The following is a 26169-nucleotide window of genomic DNA, read 5'->3' on the forward strand; positions in this document are numbered from 1 at the left end:
ACTGTTCGCGATGTCCTCGCACACCTGTTCGCGATGTCCCCGGTCCAAACACCCTTGTGGGAGAAGGAAAGGCGCTAGATCTGGTCGGACAGATCCGAAAACGCCATAGCCTTGCGCAGCACCTCGGCGAAGCGCTCGCCGGCGATCTCCCTGGCGCCGCTGTTGTCGATGGAGGTGACGTCCGGCCCGGAAAGCGTCACGCTCGTGCTGCGCGCCAGGCGCGCCAATACCTCGCCGCGCGACTCACGGCCGCGCGCCGCCAGCCGCTCGGCGAGGATTTCCGGCGTCGCGGTGATCTCGACCACCGCCAGATTGGCGTAGCGCTCGCGCAACGCCGGGATGACGGCGCGTGAGACGTTGGCCACCGCGACATGGCCGTTGGCGACCGCCCAGTCGACATCGGCCGGCAGGCCGTAGCGCAGGCCATGTGCGTCCCAGCAGATGGCGAAGGCGCCGTCTGCTTCCGCCTCGGCGAAGGCGGCGTCGGCCAGCGTGTCGTGATCCTCGCTGGCGGAATCGCTCGGCCGGGTTATGACGCGGCGCACGAATTCGAGCCGTGTCTCCCCGGCAAAGCGCGCTTTGGCGTAGCCGATCACCGTGTCCTTGCCGGCGCCACTCGGACCGACCACCGCGACGAAGACGCCGTTGCGGATGGGAAGGGTCTCAGTCAGTTCGCGTTCGATCAACGCCGAAACCATCATGCGACACGCCTGCCCTGGCGCCACACGGTGCGCACGACCGGCACATGATCGTCGACTCGCACGCGCACCAGATCGGCGCGGCGGCCTGGCTCGATGATGCCGCGATCGGTGAGGCCGACCGCTTCGGCCGGGTTCTTCGAAACCATGGCGACCGCTTGCGGCAGCGATATGCCTTCGACGACGTCGCCGAGGAAGAAGGCAGACTGGATCAGGCTGAAGGGGATATAGTCGGACGACAGGATGTCGAGCAGGCCGTCGCCGGCGAGCGCCCTGGCCGAGACATTGCCGGAATGCGAGGCGCCGCGCATCAAGTTCGGTGCGCCCATTAGCACGCCGAGGCCTGCCGCCTTCGAGGCCCTTGCCGCCTCTTCGGTGGTCGGAAATTCGGCGACGCGCACGCCCTGCGCAATCGCCTCGTCGACATGGCCGGCCGTCGCGTCGTCATGGCTGGCGAGCACGATGCCGCGCTCCTGGCAGGCGGCGGAGATGAAGATGCGGTTCGGACCGGAATTCCTGGCCGATTCCGCCATCCGCTTCTCGCAGAATTTCTGAAAGTCGCGGTCGGTCAGCTTCAGCTTGCGCTGGTAGTAATAGGCATAGGTCTCGAGGTTGACGAACTGGCGCTGGCCCGGCGCATGGTCCATCAGCGAGGCGAGCTTCACCCGGTCGTCGGTCTCGAAATTGGCGAAGGCCTCGAGGCAATCCGGCGCCGAGACCTCGCAGCGCAGATGGATGAAATGGTCGGCCCTGAGCCGATCCTGCCTGACGCTGTCCTCGATGGCGTCGGCGAGCTTGCGAACGTCGTCGGACTTCAGGTCGGCATCCTCGTCCATGCCGACGCGCAAGGCATCGAGCACCGTGGTAATGCCGGCAGTCGCTACCTGCGCGTCATGGGCAAGCACGGCGGCGATCGGGTTCCAGCGCACTTTCGGGCGCGGCGCGTAGTGGCCTTCGAGATGGTCGGTGTGCAGTTCGACGAGACCCGGGATGACGTAATCGCCGCCCATGTCCTCGCCGGCACGGGTGGCGCCCGGCTCTATCGCGGCAATAAGGCCATCGCGCAGCAGCAGCGAGCCCTCGACGATCTCGTCGGGCAGCACGATGCGGGCATTGTTCAAAACGGTCTCGGCGGTCATTTCAGGCAGTCCTATCTCAAGCGATCCATATCGGGCGGTCGTAGCGAGTGGTCAAATCAGGCGGTTTTTCTGGCCGGGCGGCGTCCAAGCGCATGGTGGGAGAGCACCATGAACGGCGCGCCCGGTTCGGTTTCGACGAACAGAGTCAGCGCATCCACCGGCACCGGACGCTGCAGCACATCCGCGAACAGGCTGTCGATTGCTGCGCGAAGACGCGGGCTTTCCTGTGGCCCGACGCGGCCCGACAACGTCATGTGGAAGCGGAATGTCTCGAAGACGTAAGGATAGCCCCACTGGCATAGATTGCGGAATTCCTGCGGCTTCAGCGAGTCTGGGCTGCGCCGCTCGATCTCGGCCTCGGTCAGTGGCGCGCGGAAGCGGTCGAAGGCGCGCACGACCTCGCCGGCAAAGCCGTTGAGCTCAGCCAACGGCGCCTCCGGCACCAGCGCGAAAAAGCCGTCGATCTGGCCGACGACGAGGCGAGGAATGACGACCGGCGATGTGACTTCGGCGAAATTGTCGAGCGCTTCGCGCAGCGAGGCTTCCGTCTCGTTCGGCGCCAGCCCGAACGGTGCCTTCAGCGTCGCATGGAACCCATAGCGCCGCGCCGAGGCGGTATGGAACGCAACTTCCGCCGCCGACAGCTCAGCCACAGCCTCGACCGGCCGCGCCGCCGCGCCGAAAGGGTCGCGGCCGAGCCAATTGGCGGCGATGCGCGCCAGCGGCTCGTCCTGCCGTGGGGTGAAATAGATGGCGTAGCGCATGAGAAAACCTCATCGAAGCGCGTCGCCCCAGAGGGGGCAATGGTGCGGCGCGCTCCAAGTCTTTATCTGTGCATGTCGTTATCCCAAAACCGCTTCGCACTTTTGGGCGACATGCATCCGTCCGCTGCCATAGGTGATTTCCATGACGGATTGACGAAGCTTTCATGGGTTTTCGAAGGCAACCAGGCCCTGACGGTCCTTAGCCGACGATTTTCCCGAACTGGACCAACAACTTGAGCGCGATAGAAAATCTTAGGCCTTCATCAGCCACTCGTGCTCGGCCGCGTTGTGGAATTTCCACGTCCGCTTCGGGCCGGCCATGACGTTGAGATAATAGAGATCGTAGCCGTGGCAGGCCGCGCATGGGTGGTAGCCCTTCGGCACCAGCACGACATCGCCATCCTCGATCGCCATCGCCTCGTCGAGGTCGCGGTCACCATTCTTGTCGGCGTCGGTATAGACGCGTTGGAAGGCAAAGCCCTGCGGCGGGTTGAGGCGATGGTAATAGGTCTCCTCGAGATAGGATTCCACCGGGAGATTGTCCTGGTCGTGCTTGTGCGGCGGATAGCTCGATGTGTGACCGCCGGGCGTGATGACCTCGACCACCAGAAGCGAGTCGGCCGGCTTGCCCTCCGGCAGGATGTTGGTGACGTAGCGGGTGTTGGTGCCCTTGCCGCGCACTTCCTGGCCGAGATCGTCGGGTGCGATGACACGGGCCGGCAGGCCGCCGCCGAGGCCCGGCGCCGAGCAGACGGCGAGCTCAAGGTCGGTGTCGGCGGTCACCGACCAGTCGGAGTCTTGCGGCACATAGACCGACCAGGGCTTGCCCTCGAAGGGCGACATGCGCTCGCCGAGCAGGCCGAGATCCTTGTCCGCGGCTGAGGCGTTGCCCTTGCCGGTGACGAAGACCAGGCAGACCTCGCGATCGCCCGTTTTGCCGGACGCCGTCTCGCCCGGCCGCAGACGGTGAAGATCGAAACCCACGTAAGTCCAGCCGGCGCTTTGCGGCGTGACGTGAGCGACGCGGCCGTGGCCCTTGTCGGCCTTGACAAGCAGTTTCGACATTTTTGTCTCCTGGGTCATTCCTTCGGCTCGGCCGGAGGTTTGTCCTCGGCCGGCTTGTAGAGATAGAAGAACTGCCACACCGCGTAGCCGGCGAAGCCGAGCGCGATGATGCCCCAGAAGGGGGTGCCGGAGGCGAACTCGATCACCGACCAGACAAGGCAGACGGCGACCACGGCGATGCGCCGCCACAGCGGCCGGAAGAAGGGGTGCTCATAGTCTTTCATCGCGCCAATCCAGGATTTGTTCGACACGCATCAAATAAGCCGCGCGTCGAAACGAATCCGCCGTTCAGGCATTCGGGAAGCCTTGCGTCTCCACCGTGTAGCCGGCTGCCGTCATCACCCGCATCAGCTCCTTGTGGCCGACTTGCGCCATCTTCAGCGGCGGATTCTTCTTCGGGTCTTGCTCGGCCTCGACCACGAACCAGCCTTCGTAACCATAATCGGCGAAACGCTGGACGATGGCGCCGAAATCGAGCGAGCCGTCGCCCGGCACGGTGAAGGCGCCGAGCGCCACTGCATCGAGGAAGGACTGTTTTGAGCGGTCGAGGCCCTCGATCACGCCCATGCGCACGTCCTTCACATGGACGTGGTTGATGCGCTTGTGGTGGTTGTCGATGGCGCGCAGCACGTCGCCGCCGGCAAAGGCGAGATGGCCGGCATCGAGCAGCAGCGGGATGCCTTCGCCGGAATTGCGCATGAAGGCGTCTAGCTCCGGTTCGGTCTCGACCACAGCCGCCATGTGATGGTGGTAGGAGAGCGGCATGCCCTGGTAGGCGCACCACTCGCCGAATTCGGTGAGGCGCCGGCCATAGGCCTTCATCTCGTCATCGGAAAGCTTCGGCTTGGTGGCTAAAGGCTTGGAACGGTCGCCCTGGATGGAGCGGCCGACCTCGCCATAGACGATGCAGGGCGCATTGACCGCCTTGAACAGATCGATCATCGGTTGGATGCGATCCTTGTTCCTGGCCAGATCCTCGTTGACCAGCGTGCCGGAGAACCAGCCGCCGCAAAGCGTGACGTCGGCCTCCTTCAGGATCGGCAGCATCACCTTCGGATCGTTGGGGAAGCGGCGGCCCATCTCCATGCCGGTGAAGCCGGCGGAGCGCGACTGGCGCAGACATTCCTCCAGCGACACGTCATCGCTCAACTCCACCAGATCGTCGTTCCACCACGCGATGGGGGACATGCCCAGTTTGGCTTTCAAGTCGTCACTCCAGCTTCAATCGTTGCAAGGCGGACGCAAGCTCAGCCCCGACGGCTGCTTACGGCTTCCTCATATTTCTTGCGCGCGGCATTCACCTGCGGCCGCGACGAGACCGCCGGCACGGCGACGTCCCACCAATGGCCGCCGGCCTCGGTCGACACAAGCGGATCGGTGTCGATGACGAGCACGGTGGTCTTGCTGTTCTCCTTCGCCTTGGCAAGCGCCGTCTCCAATTCGGCGATCGACGCCACCTTTTCGGCGACGGCACCTAAGCTTGCGGCATGGGCGGCGAAGTCGACGTCGGGCATCACCTCGTGGCGCGCGTCCTTGAGCAGATTGTTGAAGTTGGCGCCGCCGGTCGCCATCTGCAGCCGGTTGATGCAGCCATAGCCGCGGTTGTCGAGCAGCACGATGGTCAGTTTCAAGCCCAGCATCACCGAGGTGGCGATCTCGGAATTGAGCATCAGATAGGAGCCATCGCCGACCATGACGACGACCTCCTGGTCGGGCTTCGCCATCTTGACGCCGAGACCGCCGGCGATCTCGTAGCCCATGGTCGAGAAGCCGTATTCGGCATGGTAGGAGCCCGGCGCGCCCGCCTGCCAGAGCTTATGCAATTCGCCCGGCAGGCCGCCTGCGGCATGCAGCAAGGTGACGCCCGAGCCCATGACGCGCTGCACGGCACCGATCACCTGGGCGTCCGACGGATAGGCGGCATTGGTCGATGCCGTCGCCTTGGCGGCCGCGGCCTGCCAATCCTTCTTGCCCTTCAGCGCATTGTCGGTCCAGGCGCTAGGTGCCTTCCAGCCCTTCAGCGCGGCGGAAAGTTCCGCCAGGCCTTCAGAGGCGTCGGCGACCAGCGGCAGCGCCCAGTGCTTGCCGGCGTCGAAACCTTGCGTATTGAGCCCGATGATGGTGCGGCCGGCATTCTTGAACAGCGCCCAGGAGCCGGTGGTGAAATCCTGCAGCCTGGTGCCGACGGCAAGCACGACGTCAGCCTCTTCCGCCAGGCGATTGGCGGCCGACGTGCCGGTGACCCCGACCGCCGCCATGTTGAGAGGATGGTCGTCCGGCAGCGAGGATTTGCCGCCTTGGGTTTCGCAGACCGGAATGCCGGCGCCCTGCGCCAGCTTGGCCAGTTCTCCGGAAGCCTGCGAATAAAGGACGCCGCCGCCGGCGATCACCAGCGGCTTCCTGGCGCCCTTCAGCGCCGCGACGGCGGCCGCCAGCTCGTTGCGATCCGGGCGCAGCCGGCGCGGCGTCCAGACACGTTCGGCAAACAGGGTCTCGGGATAGTCATAGGCCTCGGCCTGCACGTCCTGGCAGAGCGAGAGCGTGACCGGGCCGCATTCGGCCGGATCGGTCAGCACCTGCATGGCGCGGTTCAGCGCCGGGATGATCTGCTCGGGCCGGGTGATGCGGTCGAAATAGCGCGACACGGCGCGGAAGCAGTCGTTGACGCTCGCCGTGCCGTCGGAGAAGTCCTCCGCCTGCTGCAGCACCGGATCGGGCAGGCGGTTGGCGAAGACATCGCCGGGCAGCAACAGCACCGGCAAGCGGTTGACATGGGCAAGGGCCGCCGCCGTCACCATGTTCAGCGCGCCCGGGCCGATCGAGGTGGTCGCGGCCATGAAGCGGCGGCGGAAATTCGCCTTGGCATAGGCGATCGCGGCATGCGCCATTGCCTGTTCGTTGTGGGCGCGGAAGGTCGGCAGCTCGTCCCGCACCTGGTAGAGCGCCTCGCCGACGCCGGCGACATTGCCGTGGCCGAAGATCGCCCAGACGCCGCCGAAGATCGGCTTTTTTTTGCCGTCGATCTCGGTCATCTGGCGGGACAGAAAGCGGGTCAGCGCCTGCGCCATGGTCAGGCGAACGGTCTTGGTCATTATCGTTTCCTCCGGCTTTCCCTATGCCGCCTTGTTATGCTGCCCGTCTTCTTATGCTGCTTTACGGCCGCGCGCGGCAAGCCATGCCTCGGTCAGCTGCTCGAAGCGCGAGGCCATATCGGCGATAGCCTCGTCATCCGACATCCTGCCGGCCAGCCATTGTTCGGCGGCGTTGATGAAGATGGTACGACCGACGGCGAATCCCTTGACGATGGGCGCATTGCTCGTTGCGGCAAATGCTGCGACCAGCTCGTCCTGCGGTGCTTCCAGGCCGAGCAGCACGACGCCGCGGCACCATGGATCGTTCCTGACGATCACCTGCTCGATCTTCGCCCAGGCGTTCGCCGAAGCCTGCGGCTCGAGCTTCCACCAATCGGGCTTGATACCCAGCGCGTAAAGCTCCTCCAGCGCGCGCGGAATGGTGGTGTCGTCGAGCTTGCCGTGCTTGCCGGCGATGATCTCGACGAGAAGCTCCCTACCGACTTTCCGTGCCGCCTCGAACAAAGCCCGCAGCTTCTGCTGCTGCTCTGTTTTCAGCGCTTCCGGGTCGTCCGGGTGATAAAAGCACAGGCACTTGATGCAGTGGTCGACCGGCCAGTCGATCAGCTGCGAGCCGATGTCCTGCGAGAATTCGAAGCGCAGCGGCCGCGATCCGGGCAGCTCGACCGGGCGGCCGAGCCAGGCAAAGGGATGGCGGGCGAATTCGAACATCGCGTCGCGGCCATATTTCTCGTCGATCAGCATGCCGTAGCCGTCGCGGCCGGCGGCGACCCTGGCCGCCGCCTTGACGGTGAGCACCTTGAAGTCGGGGATGCGCGCAACGTCGGCACCGACCCTGGCGGCAACGTCCTCGAGTTGGACGCGATGATCACAGGCGAGCGCCATCAGCGAGGGGATGTCGCGCCGGCGCGTGGTTGCCCAATGGATATGGTTGATCGCCTCGTCCTTGCGCAGCGCCAGATGCTTGCTGCCATGCTTCAGGAAAAACTGCAGTTCCTCGAAGGTCGGATATTCCGGCGCGCAGAGCAGGCGCGACACGGCGAACGCGCCGCAGGCATTGGCCCAGGTCGCCGCCGTGGCAAAGCTTTCGCCGCCGAGCCAGCCGCGCAGGAAGCCCGACATGAAAGCATCACCGGCACCGAGCACATTGTAGACCTCGATCGGAAAACCCTTGCCGACGACGCCGTCCTCGAGATCGTCGCTGATCGGGCCGTCATAGACGATGCAGCCCTTGGCGCCGCGCTTCAGAACGATGGTGGCGGACGACAAAGAGCGGATCGTCTTCAACGCGCTTAGCTGATCGTCGGCGCCGGAGGCGATCATGATCTCCTCCTCGGTGCCGACGATGAGATCGCAATCGGGCAGAACCGTCTTCAGCTGCGCCGAGACGCGGTCGGATTTGACGTAGCGCTCGAAACCTTCGGCATGGCCGGCAAGCCCCCAAAGGTTCGGGCGGTAGTCGATGTCGAAGACCACCTTGCCACCCTTGGCCTTCATGAGGCGGATCGCCTTACGCTGGGCGGCATCCGAGTTGGGCCGCGAGAAATGCGTGCCGGTGACGACGACCGAGCGGGCCGAAGCGATGAAGGCTTCGTCGATGTCCTCTTCAGCCAGCGCCATGTCGGCGCAGTCGGAGCGGTAGAAGATCATCGGCGAGACACCTTCGTCCTCGACGGAAAGCAGCACAAGCGCCGTCAGCCGCTCCTCATCTGTCTTCAAGCCGTCGACCGAGACACCTTCGCGCCTGAGCTGCTCGCGGATGAAGCCGCCCATCTGCTCGTCGCCGACGCGGGTGAGCAGCGCCGAGCTGAGCCCAAGCCGTGCCGTGCCGACGGCGATGTTGGCCGGGCAGCCGCCGACCGACTTGGCGAAGGAGGTGATGTCCTCCAGCCGCGAGCCGATCTGCTGTCCATAGAGATCGACCGAGGCACGGCCGATCGTGATGACGTCGAGCGGCGGATATTTCGCTTCCACGGCTTCGCCCATTCGAACCTCCCATCGGCCTTGTTGTGCAGAGCAGCGTCGTTTTGGGCAGCGCGCGCGAACGGTGGCGTGGTGCCGTCAATATGAAATAATAATTCCAATCTGTAGTCAATATGGAATGAGCATTCCCAGACGGAAAAACGCGAACAGCGGCGCCGTTCAGGCCTTGCGCTTGCGGCCGGCGTCGCGGCGCTTCTCGCCGACGGCGACGGTCAGCGCCATGGCGAGCGCCATCGTCGCCGAGATCGAGCGGAAGCCGCCGAAATCGGCCTCCGCCACTTCGAACCAGACCTTGGCGAACTGGGCGAGCGGCGAAAACGAGCTGTCGGTGATGGCGACGATCGGCACGCCCTGCTCCGCGATCGAACGCGTCTCCTCGATGGTCGCGGGCGCATATGGCGAGAAGCTGATGGCGATGACGGCGTCGCGCGGCGTGGCGAAGCCGATCATCTCGGCATTCAAGCCCGCGGCCGATTCCACCAATTGATTGCGGATCTTGAGTTTGCCCAGCGCGTAGGCGATGTAGGAGGCGACCGGATAGGACCGGCGCTTGGCAAGCACATAGATGGTCTCGGCCTTCGCCAGAAGCGCGACCGCCTCTTCGAAATGCGCATCGTTCAACGCGCGCGAAATATCGCTGAGCGAGGTGCTGGCAGCGGCGACAAAACCGTCGAAGATCGCCCGGTGCCCGGCGCCTTCCTCAGCCTTGGCGCGCAGCGCCGCAAGCCTTTCGTCGTAGGAGGAATTGCGTTCGCGCAGGCGCTCGCGAAACACAAGCTGCAGGCTGGTGAAGCCGTCGAAACCGAGCTGCTGGGCGAAGCGGATCAGCGTCGAGGGCTGGACGCCGGCCGAGGCGGCGATGCTCGCCGCCGTGCCGAACGCGATATCGTCGGGATTGTCGAGCGCATAGGCGGCTATCTGCGCGATCCGCTTTGGCAGGCTCGCGCGCCGCTCCAGGATCGTTGCGCGCAACGTCTCGAAATCGCGCGGCACCCGTTCGTCCATCGTCGCTCCGCCCACGGCCATATCGAAAGTTCCCTCTCCTGCCTCATCATAACGAGTTCGCGCAAGAACACCATAAAAAATGATTTGGACGTTCCATTCTTGATAAAAATGGATTAACTCATCCATACGAACTTTTTCCCCTATCGGAGACATCGACATGGTCGGAGTGGGCCTCATCGGCACGGGCTTCATGGGCAAGTGCCACGCCATAGCCTGGAACGCGGTCGGCACCGTCTTTCCCGATGTCGACAAGCCGAGACTGGTGCATCTGGGCGAGGTCAACGACGAGCTGGCCAGGCGCAAGGCGGCCGAGTTCGGCTTCGCCAAGGGGTCAGGCGACTGGCGCGCCGTGGTCAACGACCCGGAAGTCGACGTCGTCTCGCTGACCACGCCCAACCAGTTCCATCCCGAAATGGCGATCGCGATTTTGGAAGCCGGCAAGCATCTGTGGTGCGAGAAGCCGATGGCGCCGAGCTTCGCCGAGGCCGAAGCCATGGCGAAGGCGGCGAAGACATCCGGCAAGGTGGCTGCGCTCGGCTACAACTACATCCAGAACCCCGCCATCCGCCACATCGGCGCGCTGCTTGAGGAAAAGATCATCGGCGACGTCAATCTCGTCCGCATCGAGATGGACGAGGATTTCATGGCCGACCCCGACGCGCTGTTCTTCTGGAAGCACGAGGCTGCCTCCGGCTATGGCGCGCTCGACGATTTCGCCGTGCATCCGCTGTCGCTGATCAAGGTGCTGTTCGGCCGCGTCGCCCGCGTGATGTGCGACATGGCCAAGCCCTATGCCGACCGCAAGGTCGCTTCCGGCGGCCGCCGCGCGGTCGAGACCTACGACATCGCCAGCGTGCTGATGCATCTCGAAAACGGCGTCGCCGGCACGCTCTTGGTCAACCGTTCGGCCTGGGGCCGCAAGGGCCGCATCGCCATCCAGATTTTCGGCTCGAAGGGCTCGATCCTCTACGACCAGGAGCGGATGAACGAGTTCCAGCTCTATCTCACCGCCGACCGGCCGACCGAGCAGGGCTACCGCACCATCCTGGTGGCGCCGCACCATAAGCCCTACGATTCCTTCCTGCCGGCGCCCGGCCATGGCCTCGGCTTCAACGACCTCAAGATGATCGAATGCCGCGAACTGTTGACGCGGATCGCCGGCAAGCCGGCGCGGATCATCGATTTCGACGAGGGGCTGGAGATCGAACGCACGGTGCATGCGATGGCGCGCTCGTTCCAGGAACAGCGCTGGATGGATGTGCGATAGTCCAGCGGCCGGCGCCTGACGATGAAATTGAAAGACCGCCTTCGGCTCGGAAGGGATCAGCCTCTCGCGCCGTCCGGTATGTCGATGCCGAGCAGCGCCTGCAGCCCGAACAGGACAAGCAGCGAGGCCACGAACATGCCGGCAAACACCGCGGTGCCGACCGCGGCGCCCTTACCGATCGTCGCATTGGTCATGCGCCAGGTCAGCACCATCGACAGCGCAAACAGAAGCAGCGAGACCAGTCCGCTGATCTCGTCGGGCGAAGGCACGAACAACCTCAGCAGCGCCGACGGCAGCATCAGCCAGGCGATGATCGCGGAGGCCCAGTTGGAGGCGACGACATAGTGGACGAAGCGGCCGCCGATGCCGACGCGCGGCGCGACCAGCGCAAGCGCCACCAGCGGCAGCACCCAGGAACCGATATCGACCGTCGCCAGCTTGAGCAGCATGCCTAGGCGGCCGGCGAAGGCGTTCGGATCGCCGAGCTCGTTGGCGATGCCGACCCAGCCGACGATCAGTGCCGGCGCCGCCACGACGATGGCGAAGAAGGAGTTCCAGAAACCGTCCGCCGACAGGTCGAGCATGCGCAGACCGTCGGCCTTGCCGAACATCAGCCGCCAGGCGCCGGCCAGCGAAGCATAGGTTTCGTCCGCCGAAAGCATGGTCACGCGAGGCCTTGTCCGAACCAGTCTTCGATGAAACGTTCGTAGATTTGGGTCAGCGTCTCGAGATCGGCAAGCGCCACGCGCTCGTCGACCATGTGCATGGTCTTGCCGACCAGCCCGAACTCGACCACCGGGCAGTAATCCTTGATGAAACGCGCATCCGACGTGCCGCCGGAGGTGGAGAGCGCCGGCGTCTTGCCGACCACCGCCGCAACCGATGCGCTCAGCGTGTCGATCAGCTTGTCGTCGCGGGTGAGGAAGACATGGCTCGGCCGGTCACGCCAGACGAGCTCGTAATCGACCGGCGTCTTCTTGCCCGGCCGGTATTTCTTGCGGCCCGCCGCCTGGTCGAGCCGGTTGTGGATCTCGGCCTGGATGGTCTCGGCATCCCAAGTGTCGTTGAAGCGGATGTTGAAGGTGGCGGTGGCCTTGGCCGGGATGACGTTGGTCGCCGCATTGCCGACATCGATCGACGTCACTTCCAGATTGGTCGGCTGGAAATCCTTGGTTCCCTTGTCGAACACCGGATGGAGCAGCGCATCGACCAGGCTCATCAGCCCTCTCACCGGGTTGTCGGCAAGCTGCGGATAGGCGGCGTGGCCCTGGCGGCCGTTGACGATGACGCTGCCGGAGAGCGAGCCGCGCCGGCCGATCTTGATCATGTCGCCGAGCGTATCCGGATTGGTCGGCTCGCCGACGATCGAGGCATCCCATTTCTCGCCCTTGGCGGCCGCCCAGTCCAGCAGCTTGGTCGTGCCGTTGATGGCCGGCCCCTCCTCGTCGCCAGTGATCAGCAGCGAGACCGAGCCTTTCGGGCCGCCGTTCTTGTCGATATGGCGCGCCACGGCGGCGATGAAGCAGGCAATGCCGCCCTTCATGTCGACGGCGCCGCGCCCGTACATCTCGCCATTGGCGACGTCGGCGGCAAAGGGCGGATGAGTCCAGGCCGCCTCGTCGCCGACCGGCACGACGTCGGTATGGCCGGCAAACATCAGATGCGGGCCGTTGCCCGAGCGGCGCGCATAGAGGTTTTCGATATCCGGCGTGCCGCTTTCGGCGAATACCGGCCGCTCGACCGAGAAGCCGAGCGGCTTCAGCATGACTTCCAGCGTCCGCAGCGCGCCGCCCTCGGCGGGCGTCACGGAGGGACAGCGGATCAGGGCGGCGAGGTTCTGGGCGGGGTCGGTCGGCAATTTCATGGGCAAAGCGATAGTCGAAAGCAACGGACCTGTCACGGTCGGACATAGTGGGCGATCACGTCGCCGACAATATGGTTGTCATGTCGTATAGTTGCGAGCCAAGTCGGGACGATTGCATGGCCAGGCAAGAAAAAACCATCGCCGTCGCCGGCGCCGGCAGCATCGGCTGCTATGTCGGCGGCTGCCTGGCGCTCGCCGGGCGCAAGGTGAATTTCCTGGGACGCGGCCGCATCGTCGAGGCCATGCGCAGGGACGGGCTTCGGGTCAGCGATCTCGACGGCCGCGACCGCCGCATCGATCCGGAGGCGCTTGCGGTCACCGACGATCCCGCGATGGCGCTGCGCAACGCGGATATCGTTCTCGTCACGGTAAAGAGCGGCGCGACCGAGGAGATGGCTGCGCTTCTTGCGGCCCATGCCCGCCCCGACACCATCGTGGTCAGCCTGCAGAACGGCGTCGGCAACGCGGACAAGTTGCGCGCCAAGCTTCCTGCGCAGCGCGTGCTCGCCGGCATGGTGCCGTTCAATGTCGTGCAGTCGCCGGATGGCGAGGCGCCGTTCCGGGTTCATCGCGCGAGCGAGGGCAAAATTATGGTCGAGGAGGGGGTGGACGGCCTCGCTGGACTGCTCGGTGTCGAAGGGCTTGGGGTCGAAGCCCGTTCCGACATGAAGGCGGTGCAGTGGAGCAAGCTCTTGATGAACCTCAACAACGCGCTTGTGGCGCTCTCCGGTCTGCCGTTGGCGCGCGAGCTGGCCGACCGGCGCTGGCGCCGGATCCTGGCCGGCCAGATCGACGAGGCGCTCGCCGCCATGAAGGCCGCCGGCATGGAACCGGCGCGGATCACCGGCCTGCCGCCGTCGCTGCTGCCGAAATTGCTGAGGCTTCCCGACTGGCTGTTCGGACTGCTGGCCCGGCGCATGCTGGCGATAGATCCGGAGGCTCGCTCCTCCATGTGGGACGATCTCGAGCGCCGCCGCCCGACCGAGATCGACGACTTGCAGGGCGCGGTGCTCAGCCTGGCGAAGCAGACGGGCACGCCGGCGCCGACGATCGAGCGCGTCGCGGCGCTGGTGCGTCAGGCGGAATCGGAAAAGCGCGGCCCGCCTGGATTGACGCCGGAGAAGGTCTAGAGAGCAATTCCAGGAAAGTGTGTAACGGTTTTCCGTCCGGAATTGCGTAAAAACAAAGAGAAGGAATGGTTCGCCGTTTCCGTGAAACGGTGAACCGCCCTAAAGCAGGTCGCGTGAAAAAGGATTCAGGCAACCTGCTTTAGGTTTTTGATTTTAAGCATGTCTTCGTCCCGAAACCGGGCCCACTTTCGGGAGACATGCTTTAGCGGCCCTCGATCAGCGTGATCTTCTGCCAGATCTTGCGCGACAGGTTGGAGGCCAGGTTCTCGATGTCGTTGACGCCGTCGACGACCACGTCGTCATTGACCGATTGGGCAAACAGCGCCGCGATCTTGCCGGTGATCGACAGCATTTCCGAGCAATAGTCGAGATAGCGCGCGAGGTCGGCGGCGTTGGTGATGCGCGCCGGCGAATGCGCGGTCGGCTTGAAGTTGGCTGACAGTGTTGCTGGATCCTTGGTGAGCTGGTGCATGTCGATGACATGGATCAACGACCGAAGGCCATGCAGCTCGCGGAACACCTTCCTGCGCTTGATGCGCTCTTCGCTGCGGCCCAGCGCCAGGAAGCCGAGCACGGCGAGAATGATCATGTTGACCGAGGCTTCGATACCCTGCACCGACTGCACGGCATCGTCGGGCCCGGCGATGCGGTCGAGCGGCAGGACGGTGCCGACGAACAGGAAGACCAGCGCGCCGGCGACGACAGCGGCGATGATCACGCCGCGCAGCCACCAGATCGGCGCCTCCAGGGCCTTGGCGGCTTTTGCCAGGTCGCGCGACAGCGACACCAGTTCTCCGGCGACGCCACGCAGGCCTGCGTCCGGAAAGCGCTCGGCGACGCGCTCTTCCAGCCTCTCGGCGGTTTCGATGATCAGCTTGGGATCAAGCGTGCGGTAGCGCATGGCGACCCGAGGCGCTCAGCGGTCGGCCGGCGCATTCGTGCGGCTGCCGTAGCGATTGGACCCGGCTTGCCCCGGAAACAGGCAAAGCACCAGGAAAGCGACGATCGACACGACGGGCACGAACAGCACCAGCGCCGCGATACCCGGCTTGTCGAAATCATGCAGCCGCTTCACCGCCAGCACGATGTTCGACCACAGCGAGGCGAGGAAGGTGAGGAAGAAGACGAACGACCACATGTTGCTCTCAGCCGAGCCTTCCGGCACCAGCGTGAAGCGGTAGAGCGGGAAAGCCTGGACGAGGGCCACCAGCAATCCGCCGAGAAAATAGGCCGCGCGGCTGACGCGGCCGGAGGTCTTGAAGAACAGCCAGATAAAGTCTGCTTTTTCAGGCAAGCGGGTCCGGTCCATATTGATTGGCGCCCCTGGTGCCTTCGAGGATGCCCAGTTCGATGAGCAGCCAGACGCCGCCGATGAGGGGTATAAGGCCGATCAGTGTCCACCAGCCCGACTTGTTACGGTCGTGCCAGCGTTTGGCATAGAGAGCAATCGCGAAATAGATCGATGCCAGCATGACGAGGATGCCGATGACGCCGATCTGATCGCCGCTGTCGGTGGTGAAACGCGTGCCGAGGATCGAATCGAGAATGAAGGCAACAATGGCGATGACGATGAATATACCGATGCCGGCCCAGAACTTGGCGCGGTTGATGCGGCCGTCGAAACTCGTCAGCAGGTACTTCCAGTCCATGACGCCCCTCCGTGTTGAACCAGCGCGACGGAATGTCGCGCCGGCGGAAGGTGCGTCGGTTTCCGGAAAAGATCAATCGCGCAGCAATTCGTTGATCGATGTCTTGGAGCGGGTCTTGGCGTCGACGCGCTTGACGATGACGGCGCAGTAGAGGCTGGGCCCCGGCTCGCCATTGGGCAGCGGCTTGCCCGGCAGCGAGCCGGCAACAACAACCGAATTCGGCGGCACTTCGCCGTAAAAGACCTCGCCGGTGGCGCGGTCGACGATCTTGGTCGACTGTCCGATGAACACGCCCATGCCGAGCACCGAGCCTTCGCGCACGATGCAGCCTTCGACCACTTCGGAGCGCGCGCCGATGAAGCAATTGTCCTCGATGATGGTCGGGCCGGCCTGCATCGGCTCCAGCACGCCGCCGATGCCGACGCCGCCGGAGAGATGCACGTTCTTGCCGATCTGGGCGCAGGAGCCGACCGAGGCCCAGGTGTCGACCATTGTGCCTGTATCGACATAGGCGCCGACATTGACGAAGGACGGCATCAGCACGGCGCCGGGCGCCACATAGGCCGAGCGGCGCACGACCGAGGACGGCACGGCGCGGAAGCCGGCCTTCTCGAAATCGATGGCGCTCCAGCCGTCGAACTTCGACGGCACCTTGTCCCACCACACCGCCTGGCCCGGACCACCCTTGATGATCTCCATCGGGTTCAGCCTGAAGGAGAGCAGCACCGCCTTCTTCAGCCACTGGTTGACATGCCATTTGCCGTCGTCCTGCCGCTCGGCGACGCGGGCCACGCCGCGGTCGAGCAGGTCGAGCGCCGACTGGATGGCGTCGCGCGTTTCGCCGCGCGTCGCGGTCGAAATCGTATCGCGCTCCTCGAAGGCCTTTTCGATGGTCTTTTCGAGGCTCGCCAGATCAGGCGTGGACATGAATTTGCTCCATTACAAAGCTGTTAAGGGCTGCGCCTTAACCTGTTTTGAAATCGCGCGGACCCTATGTGAAGCCTTGATGAGGGTCAATCGCGGCTGCGTCACGGGACGGCGCAAGTAAAGGAATTAGGACGGTGGACTCAATGACACCCATGGAAAAGGCGGGATGGACGCCGCTGCCGCATTCGGACGAGGATCTGGAGCGCTCGAAAAGCGTGCCGGACACGCCGCAGACGCGGGCCGAAACCTATCGCCTGGCCTGGAACGATCCCGACTTCATGACGCGGCGCGAACTGCGCCCGGTGCGCCTGCAGCTCGAGCTGCTGAAGCCCGAGATGATCCTCGCCGAGCGCGGCATCCGCTCGACCGTCATCCTGTTCGGCGGCGCAAGGCTGCCGGAGCCGGGCGGCGAGGCCTGGGCAGCGAAGAACGAGACGCAGAAGAAGAACCTCGAGCTGAACAGCAAATACTACGAAGAGGCGCGCAAGTTCGCCCGGTTGTGCTCGCAGCAGTCGGCCACATCCTACTACCGCGAATTCGTCGTCGTCACCGGCGGCGGACCCGGTGTCATGGAGGCTGGAAACCGCGGCGCCGACGATGTCGGCGCGCCGTCGATCGGCCTCAATATCGTGCTGCCGCACGAGCAGGCGCCGAACGCCTATGTGACGCCTGAGCTCTGCTTCAATTTTCACTATTTCGCGATCCGCAAGATGCATTTCGTCATGCGCGCCAAGGCGGTGGCCGTGTTTCCGGGCGGCTTCGGCACGATGGACGAGTTCTTCGAGACGCTGACCTTGATCCAGACCGGGCGCATGGAGCGCGTGCCGGTGATCCTGTTCGGCAAGGCATTCTGGCAAAGGGCGATCGACCTCGACTTCCTCGCCGAGCAAGGCACGATCTCGCCCGGCGACCAGGACATCATCGATTTCGTCGACACCGCCGACGAAGCCTGGGACATCGTCCGCCGCTTCTATAATCTTTGAGCAAGCCGGCGGCCGTTACTGCAACTCGGCCAGCCAGCCATTCGAATGCGCGAAGCGCACGATCGCCGCGCGGGAGTGGAGCTCAAGCTTGTCCGTTGCCCTGGTCCGGTAGGTCTCGATAGTCTTTATGCTGAGGTTGAGGCGCGAGGATATCTCCTTGTTGCTGTAGCCAAGCGCTACCAGCTGGATCACCGACCGCTCGCGCTCGCTGAGATTGCCGGCATCGCCCTGAGCGCCGTGGCGTGGGCTTAAGATTCGCGCCGCAAGCGCCGGGTCGACATAATTGTCGCCGGCCAGCACGCAGCGGATGGCCTGCAGCAGGTCCGTCGCGGTCGAGCGTTTGACCACGAAACCGCGTGCTCCGGCAGCCAGCACCTGGCGCAGGCAGCCGGGGTCCTCATGCGCGGTCAGCGCGATGCAACCGAGTTCGGGAAAGCGTTCGACGAGCCGTTCGATGAGCGTGACCCCGTTGACGCCTGGGAGCGAGATATCGACCACGGCGACGTCCGGAAGGGCCTTGCCGATACCCTCGAAGGCCTCATCGGCATTCGCCGCCAGTCCGACGATCGTCAGATCGTCCTGGCTGTTGATCATCGCGCCGACGCCGGACAGGATGATCGGATGGTCATCGACCACGAAAATGCGCCTGCAGCACACCTTTAACCTCCATCAGTCTGTCAAAGGGCCCGTCACTCAAAGCGGGTCCCCTCGTGCTTGATGGTCTAGGCAACTGCCCCGCCTGGCGCGGGACGCCCGTCTGTTTCAGCAAAGCCGCAAAACGGCCGCAACGGGTAAGCCATCCCCCGCCTGACCCATGATCCAGGATTGTAAGCCACGGCCGACGATTTCGGATGTGGAACGCTTCACGTAGGCGCTCGCAGCGCTGCCGCGCGCCCAATTGTTCCCCCAGCGCTCAACCGGGCAAAGGCACATCGGCGTAGATGGCGGTCCCCTTGGCCTTGGCGGTTTCGACCGTGAGCTCGCCTCCGATCAAGGCGAGGCGCTCCTTCATCCCCGCAAGTCCCAGGTGGCGAGAGCCAGGCGCGATATTGGCATCGAACCCATGGCCATTGTCCTCGACGGTCAGCCGCAGCCTGTTGTCCCAAATGTGGGCCGTCACGCTGACCCGGCTCGGCTGAGCATGCTTGCCGATGTTGGTGAGGGCCTCCTGTACGATGCGATAGAGCGTCAGCGCGACTTCGGGCTCGAGCGGCCTCGACAGGGCTTCGAGATCGACGTCGCAGGGTATGCAGAGCTGAGCGCACAGCATGCTGGTCAGATCCTCGACCGAGGCGCGGAGGCCCAGGCGATCGATATCCGCGGGGCGCAGGCTCCAGGCGGCATCGTGCACCCTGGTGCTCAGTTGGTCGACAAGCTGAGCCGCACGCGCGAGGCGGGCATCGAGTTCGGCGGAGTCCGCGCGGATAGAGTGCAGCTCCAGCGCCACGCTTGCCAGCATCTGGCCGAGATCGTCGTGCAGCTCGCGTGACAGGCGCAGGCGCTGTTCTTCCTGCACGGCTATCAACCGCCGCGTCAATCTCCGGCGCTGGGCCTTCGCAGTTTCGTCCTCGCCTGGCTGGATAGCCGCCCGCATCAGCGTTCTCTTCTCCATGCCGTTCCCGAGGAGCGCAAGCTGTTCACGGATCGGCGAGAAAAGGCATGAAAGTCTGTTCCTCCTCACAGTATACACCCGTCATAAGCCTTTATGCCTGTCAGTTTTTTCCCGATGCCTTCAACTTTTCCTGACGAGCACATCAGCTGAAAAACCGACAGGCCATGCCGATCAGCCCGAATGTCTCGGCATCTTTTCTGCAGGCATCCTTGTTGCGTGGTTCCGGTCATCTTGTGCTGGCCGGGATGTTCAACGCAAACCAAGGAGAACGTCATGAGGAAGATCATTCTGGCCGCGGCTGTCCTGTCGGCTCTGACTGGTACGGCATCCGCCGTTTCGATCGGCAGCGGCAATGGCAACGGCAATGGCAATGTCGGGGTCGGCAACGGCAACGGAAACGGCAACGCCAATACCGGCGCCTTCAACGGCAACTTCAACGGCAACGGCAATTTCGGTTTCGGCAACGGCAATGGCAACGGCAATGCCAACATGGGCGCCTTCAACGGCAACTACAACGGCAACCTCAATGCCGGCGTCGCCAATGGCAACGGCAACGGCAATGGCAACTTCGGCCTCGGCAACGGCAACGTGAACGGCAACGGCAACTGGGGCTTCGGCAACGGCAATGCCAACGGCAACGCCAACGCGGGCATTGGCAACGGCAACGGCAACGGCAACGCCAACCACTAGCGTCGCCACTAGCGTCGAAAGACGCTGACGCTTCTGGGATCGCCGAGCCACGCGCCGTCCCCCCGCGCAAGGCTATCGCGACATGTCGCCGGCGGTCCCAGTCCTTTCCAAGCAGAGAGTCCGTTTTCCAAGCAAGCCATGGAAGGAGTTCGCAGATGAAACGGTGTGTCATCCCGGCGCTTTGCCTGGGGCTGTTGAGCGCAACCGCGGCGAAGGCCGACACCACGACGGGCCGCCAGGCCTTCAGCATGTCACGCGTCCAGCAAACCGCCGGCCAATACGGCCAGCATATCGGTTCGAACGTCAGGGGCATGGACCCACTCAGCAGCCTGGGCGGCAATGTCGGCTACAAGAACACCGGCAGCGGCAATATCGGCGCCTTCAACAGCGGGAGCGGCAATGTCGGGGCATTCAACGGCAACGACAACACGTCCGCGACGAGCGGGAACCACAATATCGGGGCCTTCAACGGCAACGGCAACACCGGCGAATATGACGGCAACACCAATGTCGGCGCCTTCAACGGCAACTACAATGGCGGCTCTTTCAACGGCAACGGCAACGCCGGCGCGTTCAACGGCAATTTCAACGGCCGGGGAAACCGCTGATGGCCGGGCCCAGACCATCCGCCTCCGTCCGGCGCGGCGCGAAGCCGGCACCGGCGAGGCTGTTTGACGGAAGCGGCATCGCGGTTTGCACGCTGATTGCCGCGATCATGGTTGCCGACGCCTCGACGGTGGTCAGGATAGCCGATCTTCCCATCGGCCGCGCCGAAGTCGCGATTGCCGGTCTCGGCGTCGGCCTGGACAACGCCGACGTGTCAAACGGCAATTGGAATTCGGGCAATTTCAACGGCAATGGCAACCGCGGCAGCTTCAACGGCAATGGCAACACCGGCAATTTCAACGGCAACGGAAATGCCGGCAGCTTCAACGGCAACGCCAATTGCGGCGGCGGCTTCGGCAATGGGTTTTCGTCCGACGGCAACGGCAACGGAAAGCGCCAGGATACGCCTGAATGGTGCCGGTTCCTGAAAAATTTGAACGGCCAACTGGGGCTGCCGCCCGGCACGATCCCGGACTTCGACTAGTTCACGTCCATCGACGAATGCGGCCGAAGGACAGCCGCTCTTCATGACGGAGCGGCCGACAATCTGGAGTTGGGTTCAGGCCGGGACTTCGACGATTGCCGTCAGGAAGCCGGCGAGATCGTCGGTGACGAAATCCACGTCGTCCTCATTCGCCGGATCACGCTCCCAGATCTCCGAAAAGGTCGGCTCGAAATTGCGCGGCACAACCAGCACAGTCGTCATGCCGAGCGATTTCGGCACCGAGAGGTTGCGCGCCAGATCCTCGAACATCACCGCATTATGGCCGGTGACGGAATGCAGCTCGGCGAACCTTTCATAGGTCTGGCGCGCCGGCTTGGGGTTAAGCCCTGCCGCGACGATGTCGAAGATGTCGTCGAAATGTTCCAACACGCCGAGCTGGCGCGCGGCGCGCTCGGCATGCCTGCGGTCGCCATTGGTGAAGATGAACTTGCGGCCCGGCAACTGCCGGATCGCCGCGCCCAGCACCGGATCCGGCACCAGCCAGGAATAGTCGATGTCGTGCACCTTCTCGAGGAAATCGTCGGGGTCGATGCCGTGGCGCGCCATCAGCCCGTTCAGCGTCGTGCCATATTGCTGGTAGAGCTCTTTCTGCAGCTTGCGCGCCTCTTCCCGCGACAGGGTCAGCAGCTCGCTGACATAGGCGGTCATCTTCACGTCGATCTGCGCGAACAGATTCGAATGATGTGGATAGAGCGTGTTATCGAGGTCGAACACCCAATCCGTGACATGGGCAAATCGCGAGGGGTCGGGTGTCGTCGTCATGGCTTCCTTATGGCATGCGGACGCGGCCTTTATCCACAACTTCTGCGCGTCGCGCATGGTGAAAATAGCCTCTCGCTTCAAATTTTAACCGTCCCGGAAAGGTCGCCTTCAGCGCTTGCTGGCACAGAGGCATTCCGTCGGGAGTGAGCGATGAGTCGCATAATTTTGAAGTCCGCAGTCGTCGCCTTCGCTTCGGTCGCCGTCTCGCTTTTGTTGACGCTGGTTGTGGTCCCGGCCATGGGCTTTCCGGTCAGTCGCGCCGTCTGGCTGACGGCCACGGTTTGCCCCTTGATGCTCGCCTGGATCGCCAGCGCGGGCACCTTCTGGCAAAGCGACCGCCTGAAGAACGCGCATCGCGAGCTTGCCCGCGCGCATGCGCAGCTCGCCGCCGCCCACAGACGCCTGTCGGAGAAGGCTAGCCGCGACGACATGACCGGCATGCTCAACCGCGAGACCTTCTTCGCCGCGCTCGACGGCTCCCGTCGCAAGGCCGATCGCGGCGCGCTGCTGATCATCGACGCCGATCACTTCAAGACCATCAACGACAACTACGGTCACCTGACCGGCGACGATGCGCTGCTTCTGATCGCGAGCGCCATCGAGCGGGGCGTACGCAGCGGCGACGTGCTCGGCCGCATCGGCGGCGAGGAATTCGCCGCCTTCCTTGTCGGCGCCACCGGGCCGGAGGCGAGGCATGTGGCCGAGCGCATCCGCCGCGAGGTCGAACTGATCCGCTTCCGCCCCGTCGATGAGCGGACCGTGCCGCTGACCGTCTCGATCGGCGGCATCACCTGCGGCGAGAGCGCCACCGTGTCGGAACTGATGCGCGCTGCCGACCGCAGGCTCTACGAGGCAAAGCACCGCGGCCGCAACCTTTCCATTCTCGACCGCGACATTTCGGAAGCCGCCTGAGGCTCGGGTGGGCGTTAGCAAATTCCTAACCCTTTCCAAATTCAACCGCGGCGATTGCGCGGTTGTAACGGCGTCTTCATCTAGACTTGGCACGGAATTGGCCTCTCCGGCGGCATGTGTGCCGTCCGGGAACGGCATGCGTGTATCGAGCCCATCGAAAGACGTGTCATGACCCATTTCATCAAGATGTCACGCCGCACGATCGTGCAGGCGCTGATCGCGCTGCCCGCGCTGTCGCTGTTCCGCAGCCAGCCGGCCGTCCCCGGCCCCGACGAGACCACCCCCGATGAGATCATCGAGGTCAACGGGTGGATCCTGAAGCGGAGCGATCTCGCATGATCTTCGACAGCTACGAGGCCTATAGGCAGGCAAGCTTCAAGCCCAGGGTCTGCATCCTCGGCTCCGGCCCGGCCGGCACCACGATCGCCAGGAAACTGGGCGCCGCCGGCATTCCGGTGGTCGTTCTGGAGGCAGGCTCGCGCGAATTCAGCGACGAGTCGCAGGATTTCTATCGCGGCGCCACGGTCGGCGATTTCTATTTCGATCTCGACATCACCAGGCTGCGCTTCATGGGTGGCTCTTCGAACCACTGGGCCGGCTGGTGCCGCGTGCTCGACAGCCAGGATTTCGAGCCCAAGGTATGGGCGCCGGACACCGGCTGGCCGATCAGCCGCGCCGATATCGACCCTTATCTGCCCGAAGTCCGCGATATTCTCGAGCTTCCCGACTTCCGGCCCGATGTCCCAATCTCGGACGACATCCGCTGGGTGCAGCTGATCAAGAGCGGCGCCGTGCGCTTTGCCGAGAAATTCGCCGACGAGCTCGACCGGAGCAAGAACGTCGCCGTCGTGCTCAACACCTACGCAACGGAGCTCGCCGGCGACGGCAAGCGCGTGACCGGCGCCAAATTGTGGTCGAATGGCCAGGACGCCGGCACCTTCACGGCGGATTACTTCATCACCTGCACCGGCGGGTTGGAGAACTCCAAGCTGCTGCTTTGGTCGAATCGGCGCTCGAATGGCGGTGTCGTGCCGAACGCCGCAGCGCTCGGCCGCTATTGGATGGAGCACCCGACCTTCGAGGGCGGCAATGCCATCCTCGCCAGCTACGGCCAGTTCGAGGTCGACGCCTCGAACGAAGCCTTCTTCTCGCCGACGCTCGCCGCGATGGAGCGGCTGCAGATCCTGAATTTCGGCATCAGGCTGATCGAGATGCCCTACCCGAATGTCAAACGGCTGATCGCCGACCTCGCCTGCACCGCGCCCAATATGGCGGAATGGATGTCGGACCAGCTCAGCCAGCGCCTGCGTTGCGCCGCCCAGCTCTACGTCGCCTGGGAACAGGCGCCGCTCGCCTCGAACCAGATCGAGCTGTCGAAGACCGATGTCGACCACGCCGGCGTGCCGCGCATCGAGCTCCACTGGAAGAAGTCGCCGCTCGAGCGCCGCACCTTGCTGGAGGGCTTGCGGCTCTTCGGCACCGCCATGGCGCAGAACAATCTCGGCCGCGTGCGCATCGCCGACTGGATCAGCATTGGCAGCGACTACCCGACGAACCAGGAAACGGCGGGCCACCACCATATGGGCGGCACCCGCATGGGCACCGATGTCTTGAAGAGTGTCGTCGATGCCAACTGCAAGGTGCACGGCATGGACAACCTCTATGTCGGCGGCTCCTCGGTGTTCTGCACGTCCGGGCAGTGCAACCCGACGACCACCATCACCGCGCTCGCCTGCCGGCTGGGCGATCATCTGAGCAAGGTGATCACAGTCTGAAGCATTCCCGGAGGCCGAACCGGCGGATGCCGGCTAACGCCGCGGCGGCTTGCTCCCGAAAAACCAGAGCGGTTCAGCCGCATGTTGGTGACTGAACCGCCCTGACGCCCGGCTGGGCGAAAGCCGGACCTCGAAGCGCGCGCGCCGAAACGGATTCTGGCGCCGCGCTGTTGTTCCAACGGTCCAAAGCGCATCGCGATTCGCTCTGCTCTTTAGGCCTTTGATTTTACGCATGTCTTTGTCCCGAAACCGGTTCCCGCTTTCGGGAGACATGCTCTAAACCGTGGCCGGATCGAGCGCCGGCTGGCCCTTGAACCGCGCGACGATGCCGGCAAGGTCGCCGCCGGCGAATGCATCGCGCAACGCGTCGAAGGACGGCAGCACGAAATAGGCGCGCTGGAACTTGTCGATCTCGTAACCGGTGCGCATCACCGTCTCGAGGTCGAACGGCACATGGTGCGCGTCCTTGCTTTCGACCGCGAACTGCAGCTCGGTGAAGGACGACATCAGCCCGGCGCCGAATGCCTTCAGCGGCTGGCCGGCTTCCTGGATGAGGCCGTATTCGGCGCTGTACCAGTAGAGCCGGGTGATCATCTCGTCGCCGCCGAGCGCGATCATGTCCTCGGCCTTTTCGCCGTACATCTGCATGAAGTCGGCAAACACCGGCTGCGTCAGGATCGGCACATGGCCGAAGAAGTCGTGGAACATGTCCGGCTCGACGATGTAGTCGAGCTCCTGCCTCGTCCGCAGCCAGTTGGTGACCGGGAAGCGCCGGTTGGCCAGATGATCGAAGAAGGGGCCGGCGGGGATCAAGCCGGGCACCGCCACGATCTCCCAGCCGGTCAGCTTGCGCAGTTTTTCGCTGACGGCGTCGAAATCCGGAATTTTGTCGAGCAGGCCGAGCGTTGCGACACCGTCGAGATAGGAATGATGCGCGAGCCTCTGCGTCAGCTTCGTCTGGCGGTCGCAGAGCGTGCGCCACACCGCCTGCTCTTCGGCCGAATAGTCGTACCCTTGAGCCACCGTGAAATCGGCGCGGCAAACCGAATAATCGCCGCGAAGGCCCTGCGCGGCGCATTCGCGGGCATAGTCGGCAACGCTGATCGTCATTTTTTCCTCCTCAAGATCGTGATCCGCGAATCGTGGATACATCATAGCCGCGGCTGGCGAGGCAAATCAGCCTTGTTTGTAGCCAGATGACCAGTTTTGAGGTAAGCTTCGCTCGAAACCATGGATCGAGGAGTGAAAATGCCTCAGTTAGATGAGTTCGAGATAAAAATGCTCGACATCCTGCAGCGCGATGGACGAATGCCCGTGTCGGAGCTGGCGCAGGAGATCGGCCTGTCGACCACGCCCTGCGCTCGCCGCTTCGAGGCGCTGCAGGGCGCCGGCATCATCAAGGGCTTTGCCGCCATGCTCAGCCGCCGGGCGCTCGGCCTGATGGTCGAGGTATTCATCCAGGTCCGCCTGGTGAGCCACAGCGACGGCTCGCCGGAAAGTTTCATCGCCGCCGTGCAGCGCATGGACGAGATCTCGTCCTGCTGGACGATGACAGGCGACCACGATTTTCTGCTGCATGTGATGGTGCCGTCGGTGGACGATCTCAACGGCTTCGTTATGCACCGGCTTATGCGGCTGCCCGGTGTGCGTGACGTCCACACCCAGCTCGTGCTGCAGAACATCAAGGGGCCTGGTCATGTGCCGCTCACCCATCTGCGACGCTAGGTTATGTCCGCAACCG

Annotated in this window: 29 protein-coding genes; 10 read left to right on the forward strand and 19 right to left on the reverse strand. The window is 64.0% G+C overall.

The window, feature by feature from the left end:
- Positions 1 to 74 precede the first annotated feature (74 nt).
- From phnN to RFM40_RS05225, 9 genes are all read right to left on the reverse strand, one after another.
- A complete protein-coding gene (phnN, locus tag RFM40_RS05185) occupies positions 75 to 701 on the reverse strand; it encodes a phosphonate metabolism protein/1,5-bisphosphokinase (PRPP-forming) PhnN (protein WP_320225150.1) in 627 nt (208 codons plus the stop codon).
- Complete coding sequence (locus tag RFM40_RS05190; protein WP_320277258.1) at positions 698 to 1837, reverse strand: alpha-D-ribose 1-methylphosphonate 5-triphosphate diphosphatase; 1140 nt, start codon at positions 1835 to 1837, stop codon at positions 698 to 700. Before RFM40_RS05190 ends, phnN begins: the two co-directional genes overlap by 4 nt.
- A gap of 56 nt (positions 1838 to 1893) precedes the next feature.
- On the reverse strand, positions 1894 to 2601 hold the full coding sequence (locus RFM40_RS05195; RefSeq protein ID WP_320277259.1) for a DUF1045 domain-containing protein: 708 nt from the start codon (positions 2599 to 2601) through the stop codon (positions 1894 to 1896).
- A gap of 252 nt (positions 2602 to 2853) precedes the next feature.
- The gene (gene iolB, locus RFM40_RS05200; protein ID WP_320225153.1) at positions 2854 to 3666 is read right to left on the reverse strand and encodes a 5-deoxy-glucuronate isomerase; all 813 of its coding nucleotides are present in this window, start codon (positions 3664 to 3666) and stop codon (positions 2854 to 2856) included.
- A 14-nt stretch (positions 3667 to 3680) separates the two neighbouring features.
- Positions 3681 to 3890: a DUF3329 domain-containing protein gene (locus RFM40_RS05205; RefSeq protein ID WP_320225154.1), complete on the reverse strand. Its 210-nt coding sequence runs from the start codon at positions 3888 to 3890 to the stop codon at positions 3681 to 3683.
- Positions 3891 to 3954: 64 nt separating this feature from the next.
- Entirely contained in the window at positions 3955 to 4872 is a 918-nt protein-coding gene (iolE, locus tag RFM40_RS05210) for a myo-inosose-2 dehydratase (protein ID WP_320277260.1), read from the reverse strand.
- Between the two features lie 41 nt (positions 4873 to 4913).
- Positions 4914 to 6758: a 3D-(3,5/4)-trihydroxycyclohexane-1,2-dione acylhydrolase (decyclizing) gene (iolD, locus tag RFM40_RS05215; RefSeq protein ID WP_320225156.1), complete on the reverse strand. Its 1845-nt coding sequence runs from the start codon at positions 6756 to 6758 to the stop codon at positions 4914 to 4916.
- Between the two features lie 51 nt (positions 6759 to 6809).
- Entirely contained in the window at positions 6810 to 8744 is a 1935-nt protein-coding gene (locus tag RFM40_RS05220; protein ID WP_320225157.1) for a bifunctional 5-dehydro-2-deoxygluconokinase/5-dehydro-2-deoxyphosphogluconate aldolase, read from the reverse strand.
- A 156-nt stretch (positions 8745 to 8900) separates the two neighbouring features.
- Positions 8901 to 9746: a MurR/RpiR family transcriptional regulator gene (locus tag RFM40_RS05225; protein ID WP_320218884.1), complete on the reverse strand. Its 846-nt coding sequence runs from the start codon at positions 9744 to 9746 to the stop codon at positions 8901 to 8903.
- Positions 9747 to 9903: 157 nt separating this feature from the next.
- On the opposite strand from RFM40_RS05225, the gene RFM40_RS05230 reads away from it, so the two are divergent.
- Positions 9904 to 11013, forward strand: coding sequence for a Gfo/Idh/MocA family protein (locus RFM40_RS05230; protein WP_320225158.1), 1110 nt, complete (start codon positions 9904 to 9906; stop codon positions 11011 to 11013).
- Positions 11014 to 11069: 56 nt separating this feature from the next.
- On the opposite strand, the gene RFM40_RS05235 is transcribed toward RFM40_RS05230, so the two are convergent.
- Both RFM40_RS05235 and dapE read right to left on the reverse strand, forming a co-directional pair.
- Positions 11070 to 11675, reverse strand: a complete 606-nt coding sequence (locus RFM40_RS05235; protein ID WP_320277318.1) for a transporter — start codon at positions 11673 to 11675, stop codon at positions 11070 to 11072.
- A gap of 2 nt (positions 11676 to 11677) precedes the next feature.
- On the reverse strand, positions 11678 to 12877 hold the full coding sequence (dapE, locus tag RFM40_RS05240) for a succinyl-diaminopimelate desuccinylase (protein WP_320225159.1): 1200 nt from the start codon (positions 12875 to 12877) through the stop codon (positions 11678 to 11680).
- A 116-nt stretch (positions 12878 to 12993) separates the two neighbouring features.
- Between dapE and RFM40_RS05245 the strand changes: the two genes are divergently transcribed.
- Positions 12994 to 14007, forward strand: coding sequence for a 2-dehydropantoate 2-reductase (locus RFM40_RS05245; protein WP_320277261.1), 1014 nt, complete (start codon positions 12994 to 12996; stop codon positions 14005 to 14007).
- 202 nt (positions 14008 to 14209) lie between these two features.
- On the opposite strand, the gene RFM40_RS05250 is transcribed toward RFM40_RS05245, so the two are convergent.
- From RFM40_RS05250 to dapD, 4 genes are all read right to left on the reverse strand, one after another.
- Positions 14210 to 14908 carry a hypothetical protein gene (locus tag RFM40_RS05250; protein ID WP_320225161.1) on the reverse strand — a complete coding sequence of 233 codons (699 nt, stop codon included), beginning with the start codon at positions 14906 to 14908 and terminating at the stop codon, positions 14210 to 14212.
- 15 nt (positions 14909 to 14923) lie between these two features.
- A complete protein-coding gene (locus RFM40_RS05255) occupies positions 14924 to 15316 on the reverse strand; it encodes a DUF805 domain-containing protein (protein WP_320225162.1) in 393 nt (130 codons plus the stop codon).
- Positions 15294 to 15656 (reverse strand): DUF805 domain-containing protein, encoded by a 363-nt coding sequence (locus RFM40_RS05260; protein ID WP_320225163.1) that lies wholly within the window; start codon positions 15654 to 15656, stop codon positions 15294 to 15296. The genes RFM40_RS05255 and RFM40_RS05260 overlap by 23 nt, the downstream gene beginning before the upstream one ends.
- Positions 15657 to 15728: 72 nt before the next feature.
- Positions 15729 to 16583, reverse strand: coding sequence for a 2,3,4,5-tetrahydropyridine-2,6-dicarboxylate N-succinyltransferase (gene dapD, locus RFM40_RS05265; protein WP_320225164.1), 855 nt, complete (start codon positions 16581 to 16583; stop codon positions 15729 to 15731).
- A gap of 143 nt (positions 16584 to 16726) precedes the next feature.
- Between dapD and RFM40_RS05270 the strand changes: the two genes are divergently transcribed.
- Complete coding sequence (locus RFM40_RS05270; protein WP_320218217.1) at positions 16727 to 17566, forward strand: LOG family protein; 840 nt, start codon at positions 16727 to 16729, stop codon at positions 17564 to 17566.
- Between the two features lie 15 nt (positions 17567 to 17581).
- On the opposite strand, the gene RFM40_RS05275 is transcribed toward RFM40_RS05270, so the two are convergent.
- Together RFM40_RS05275 and RFM40_RS05280 are read right to left on the reverse strand one after the other, a co-directional pair.
- Entirely contained in the window at positions 17582 to 18202 is a 621-nt protein-coding gene (locus RFM40_RS05275) for a response regulator (protein ID WP_292302996.1), read from the reverse strand.
- Positions 18203 to 18479: 277 nt separating this feature from the next.
- Positions 18480 to 19178: a sensor histidine kinase gene (locus tag RFM40_RS05280; protein ID WP_320277262.1), complete on the reverse strand. Its 699-nt coding sequence runs from the start codon at positions 19176 to 19178 to the stop codon at positions 18480 to 18482.
- A 273-nt stretch (positions 19179 to 19451) separates the two neighbouring features.
- On the opposite strand from RFM40_RS05280, the gene RFM40_RS05285 reads away from it, so the two are divergent.
- The 3 genes from RFM40_RS05285 (at position 19452) to RFM40_RS05295 (ending at position 20958) form a co-directional block, all read left to right on the forward strand.
- Complete coding sequence (locus tag RFM40_RS05285; RefSeq protein WP_320225166.1) at positions 19452 to 19868, forward strand: hypothetical protein; 417 nt, start codon at positions 19452 to 19454, stop codon at positions 19866 to 19868.
- 155 nt (positions 19869 to 20023) lie between these two features.
- Positions 20024 to 20476, forward strand: a complete 453-nt coding sequence (locus RFM40_RS05290; protein ID WP_320225167.1) for a hypothetical protein — start codon at positions 20024 to 20026, stop codon at positions 20474 to 20476.
- Positions 20476 to 20958: a hypothetical protein gene (locus tag RFM40_RS05295; protein WP_320225168.1), complete on the forward strand. Its 483-nt coding sequence runs from the start codon at positions 20476 to 20478 to the stop codon at positions 20956 to 20958. The genes RFM40_RS05290 and RFM40_RS05295 overlap by 1 nt, the downstream gene beginning before the upstream one ends.
- A 75-nt stretch (positions 20959 to 21033) precedes the next feature.
- Here the strand turns inward: RFM40_RS05295 and RFM40_RS05300 are convergent, their stop codons facing one another.
- Positions 21034 to 21741, reverse strand: a complete 708-nt coding sequence (locus RFM40_RS05300; protein WP_320218213.1) for a pyrimidine 5'-nucleotidase — start codon at positions 21739 to 21741, stop codon at positions 21034 to 21036.
- Positions 21742 to 21891: 150 nt separating this feature from the next.
- On the opposite strand from RFM40_RS05300, the gene RFM40_RS05305 reads away from it, so the two are divergent.
- The 3 genes from RFM40_RS05305 to RFM40_RS05315 all read left to right on the forward strand — a co-directional run bounded on the left by RFM40_RS05305 (position 21892) and on the right by RFM40_RS05315 (position 24428).
- Positions 21892 to 22653 (forward strand): GGDEF domain-containing protein, encoded by a 762-nt coding sequence (locus RFM40_RS05305; RefSeq protein ID WP_320225169.1) that lies wholly within the window; start codon positions 21892 to 21894, stop codon positions 22651 to 22653.
- A gap of 168 nt (positions 22654 to 22821) precedes the next feature.
- Positions 22822 to 22992, forward strand: coding sequence for a hypothetical protein (locus RFM40_RS05310; protein WP_320218211.1), 171 nt, complete (start codon positions 22822 to 22824; stop codon positions 22990 to 22992).
- Complete coding sequence (locus RFM40_RS05315; RefSeq protein WP_320277263.1) at positions 22989 to 24428, forward strand: GMC family oxidoreductase; 1440 nt, start codon at positions 22989 to 22991, stop codon at positions 24426 to 24428. Before RFM40_RS05310 ends, RFM40_RS05315 begins: the two co-directional genes overlap by 4 nt.
- Positions 24429 to 24704: 276 nt before the next feature.
- Here the strand turns inward: RFM40_RS05315 and phhA are convergent, their stop codons facing one another.
- Positions 24705 to 25538: a phenylalanine 4-monooxygenase gene (gene phhA / locus RFM40_RS05320; RefSeq protein ID WP_320271911.1), complete on the reverse strand. Its 834-nt coding sequence runs from the start codon at positions 25536 to 25538 to the stop codon at positions 24705 to 24707.
- A 138-nt stretch (positions 25539 to 25676) separates the two neighbouring features.
- Between phhA and RFM40_RS05325 the strand changes: the two genes are divergently transcribed.
- Positions 25677 to 26153: an Lrp/AsnC family transcriptional regulator gene (locus RFM40_RS05325; protein WP_320225172.1), complete on the forward strand. Its 477-nt coding sequence runs from the start codon at positions 25677 to 25679 to the stop codon at positions 26151 to 26153.
- Positions 26154 to 26169: the final 16 nt, after the last annotated feature.

This window comes from Mesorhizobium captivum, from assembly GCF_033977165.1.
Classification (GTDB): Bacteria; Pseudomonadota; Alphaproteobacteria; order Rhizobiales; family Rhizobiaceae; genus Mesorhizobium; species Mesorhizobium captivum.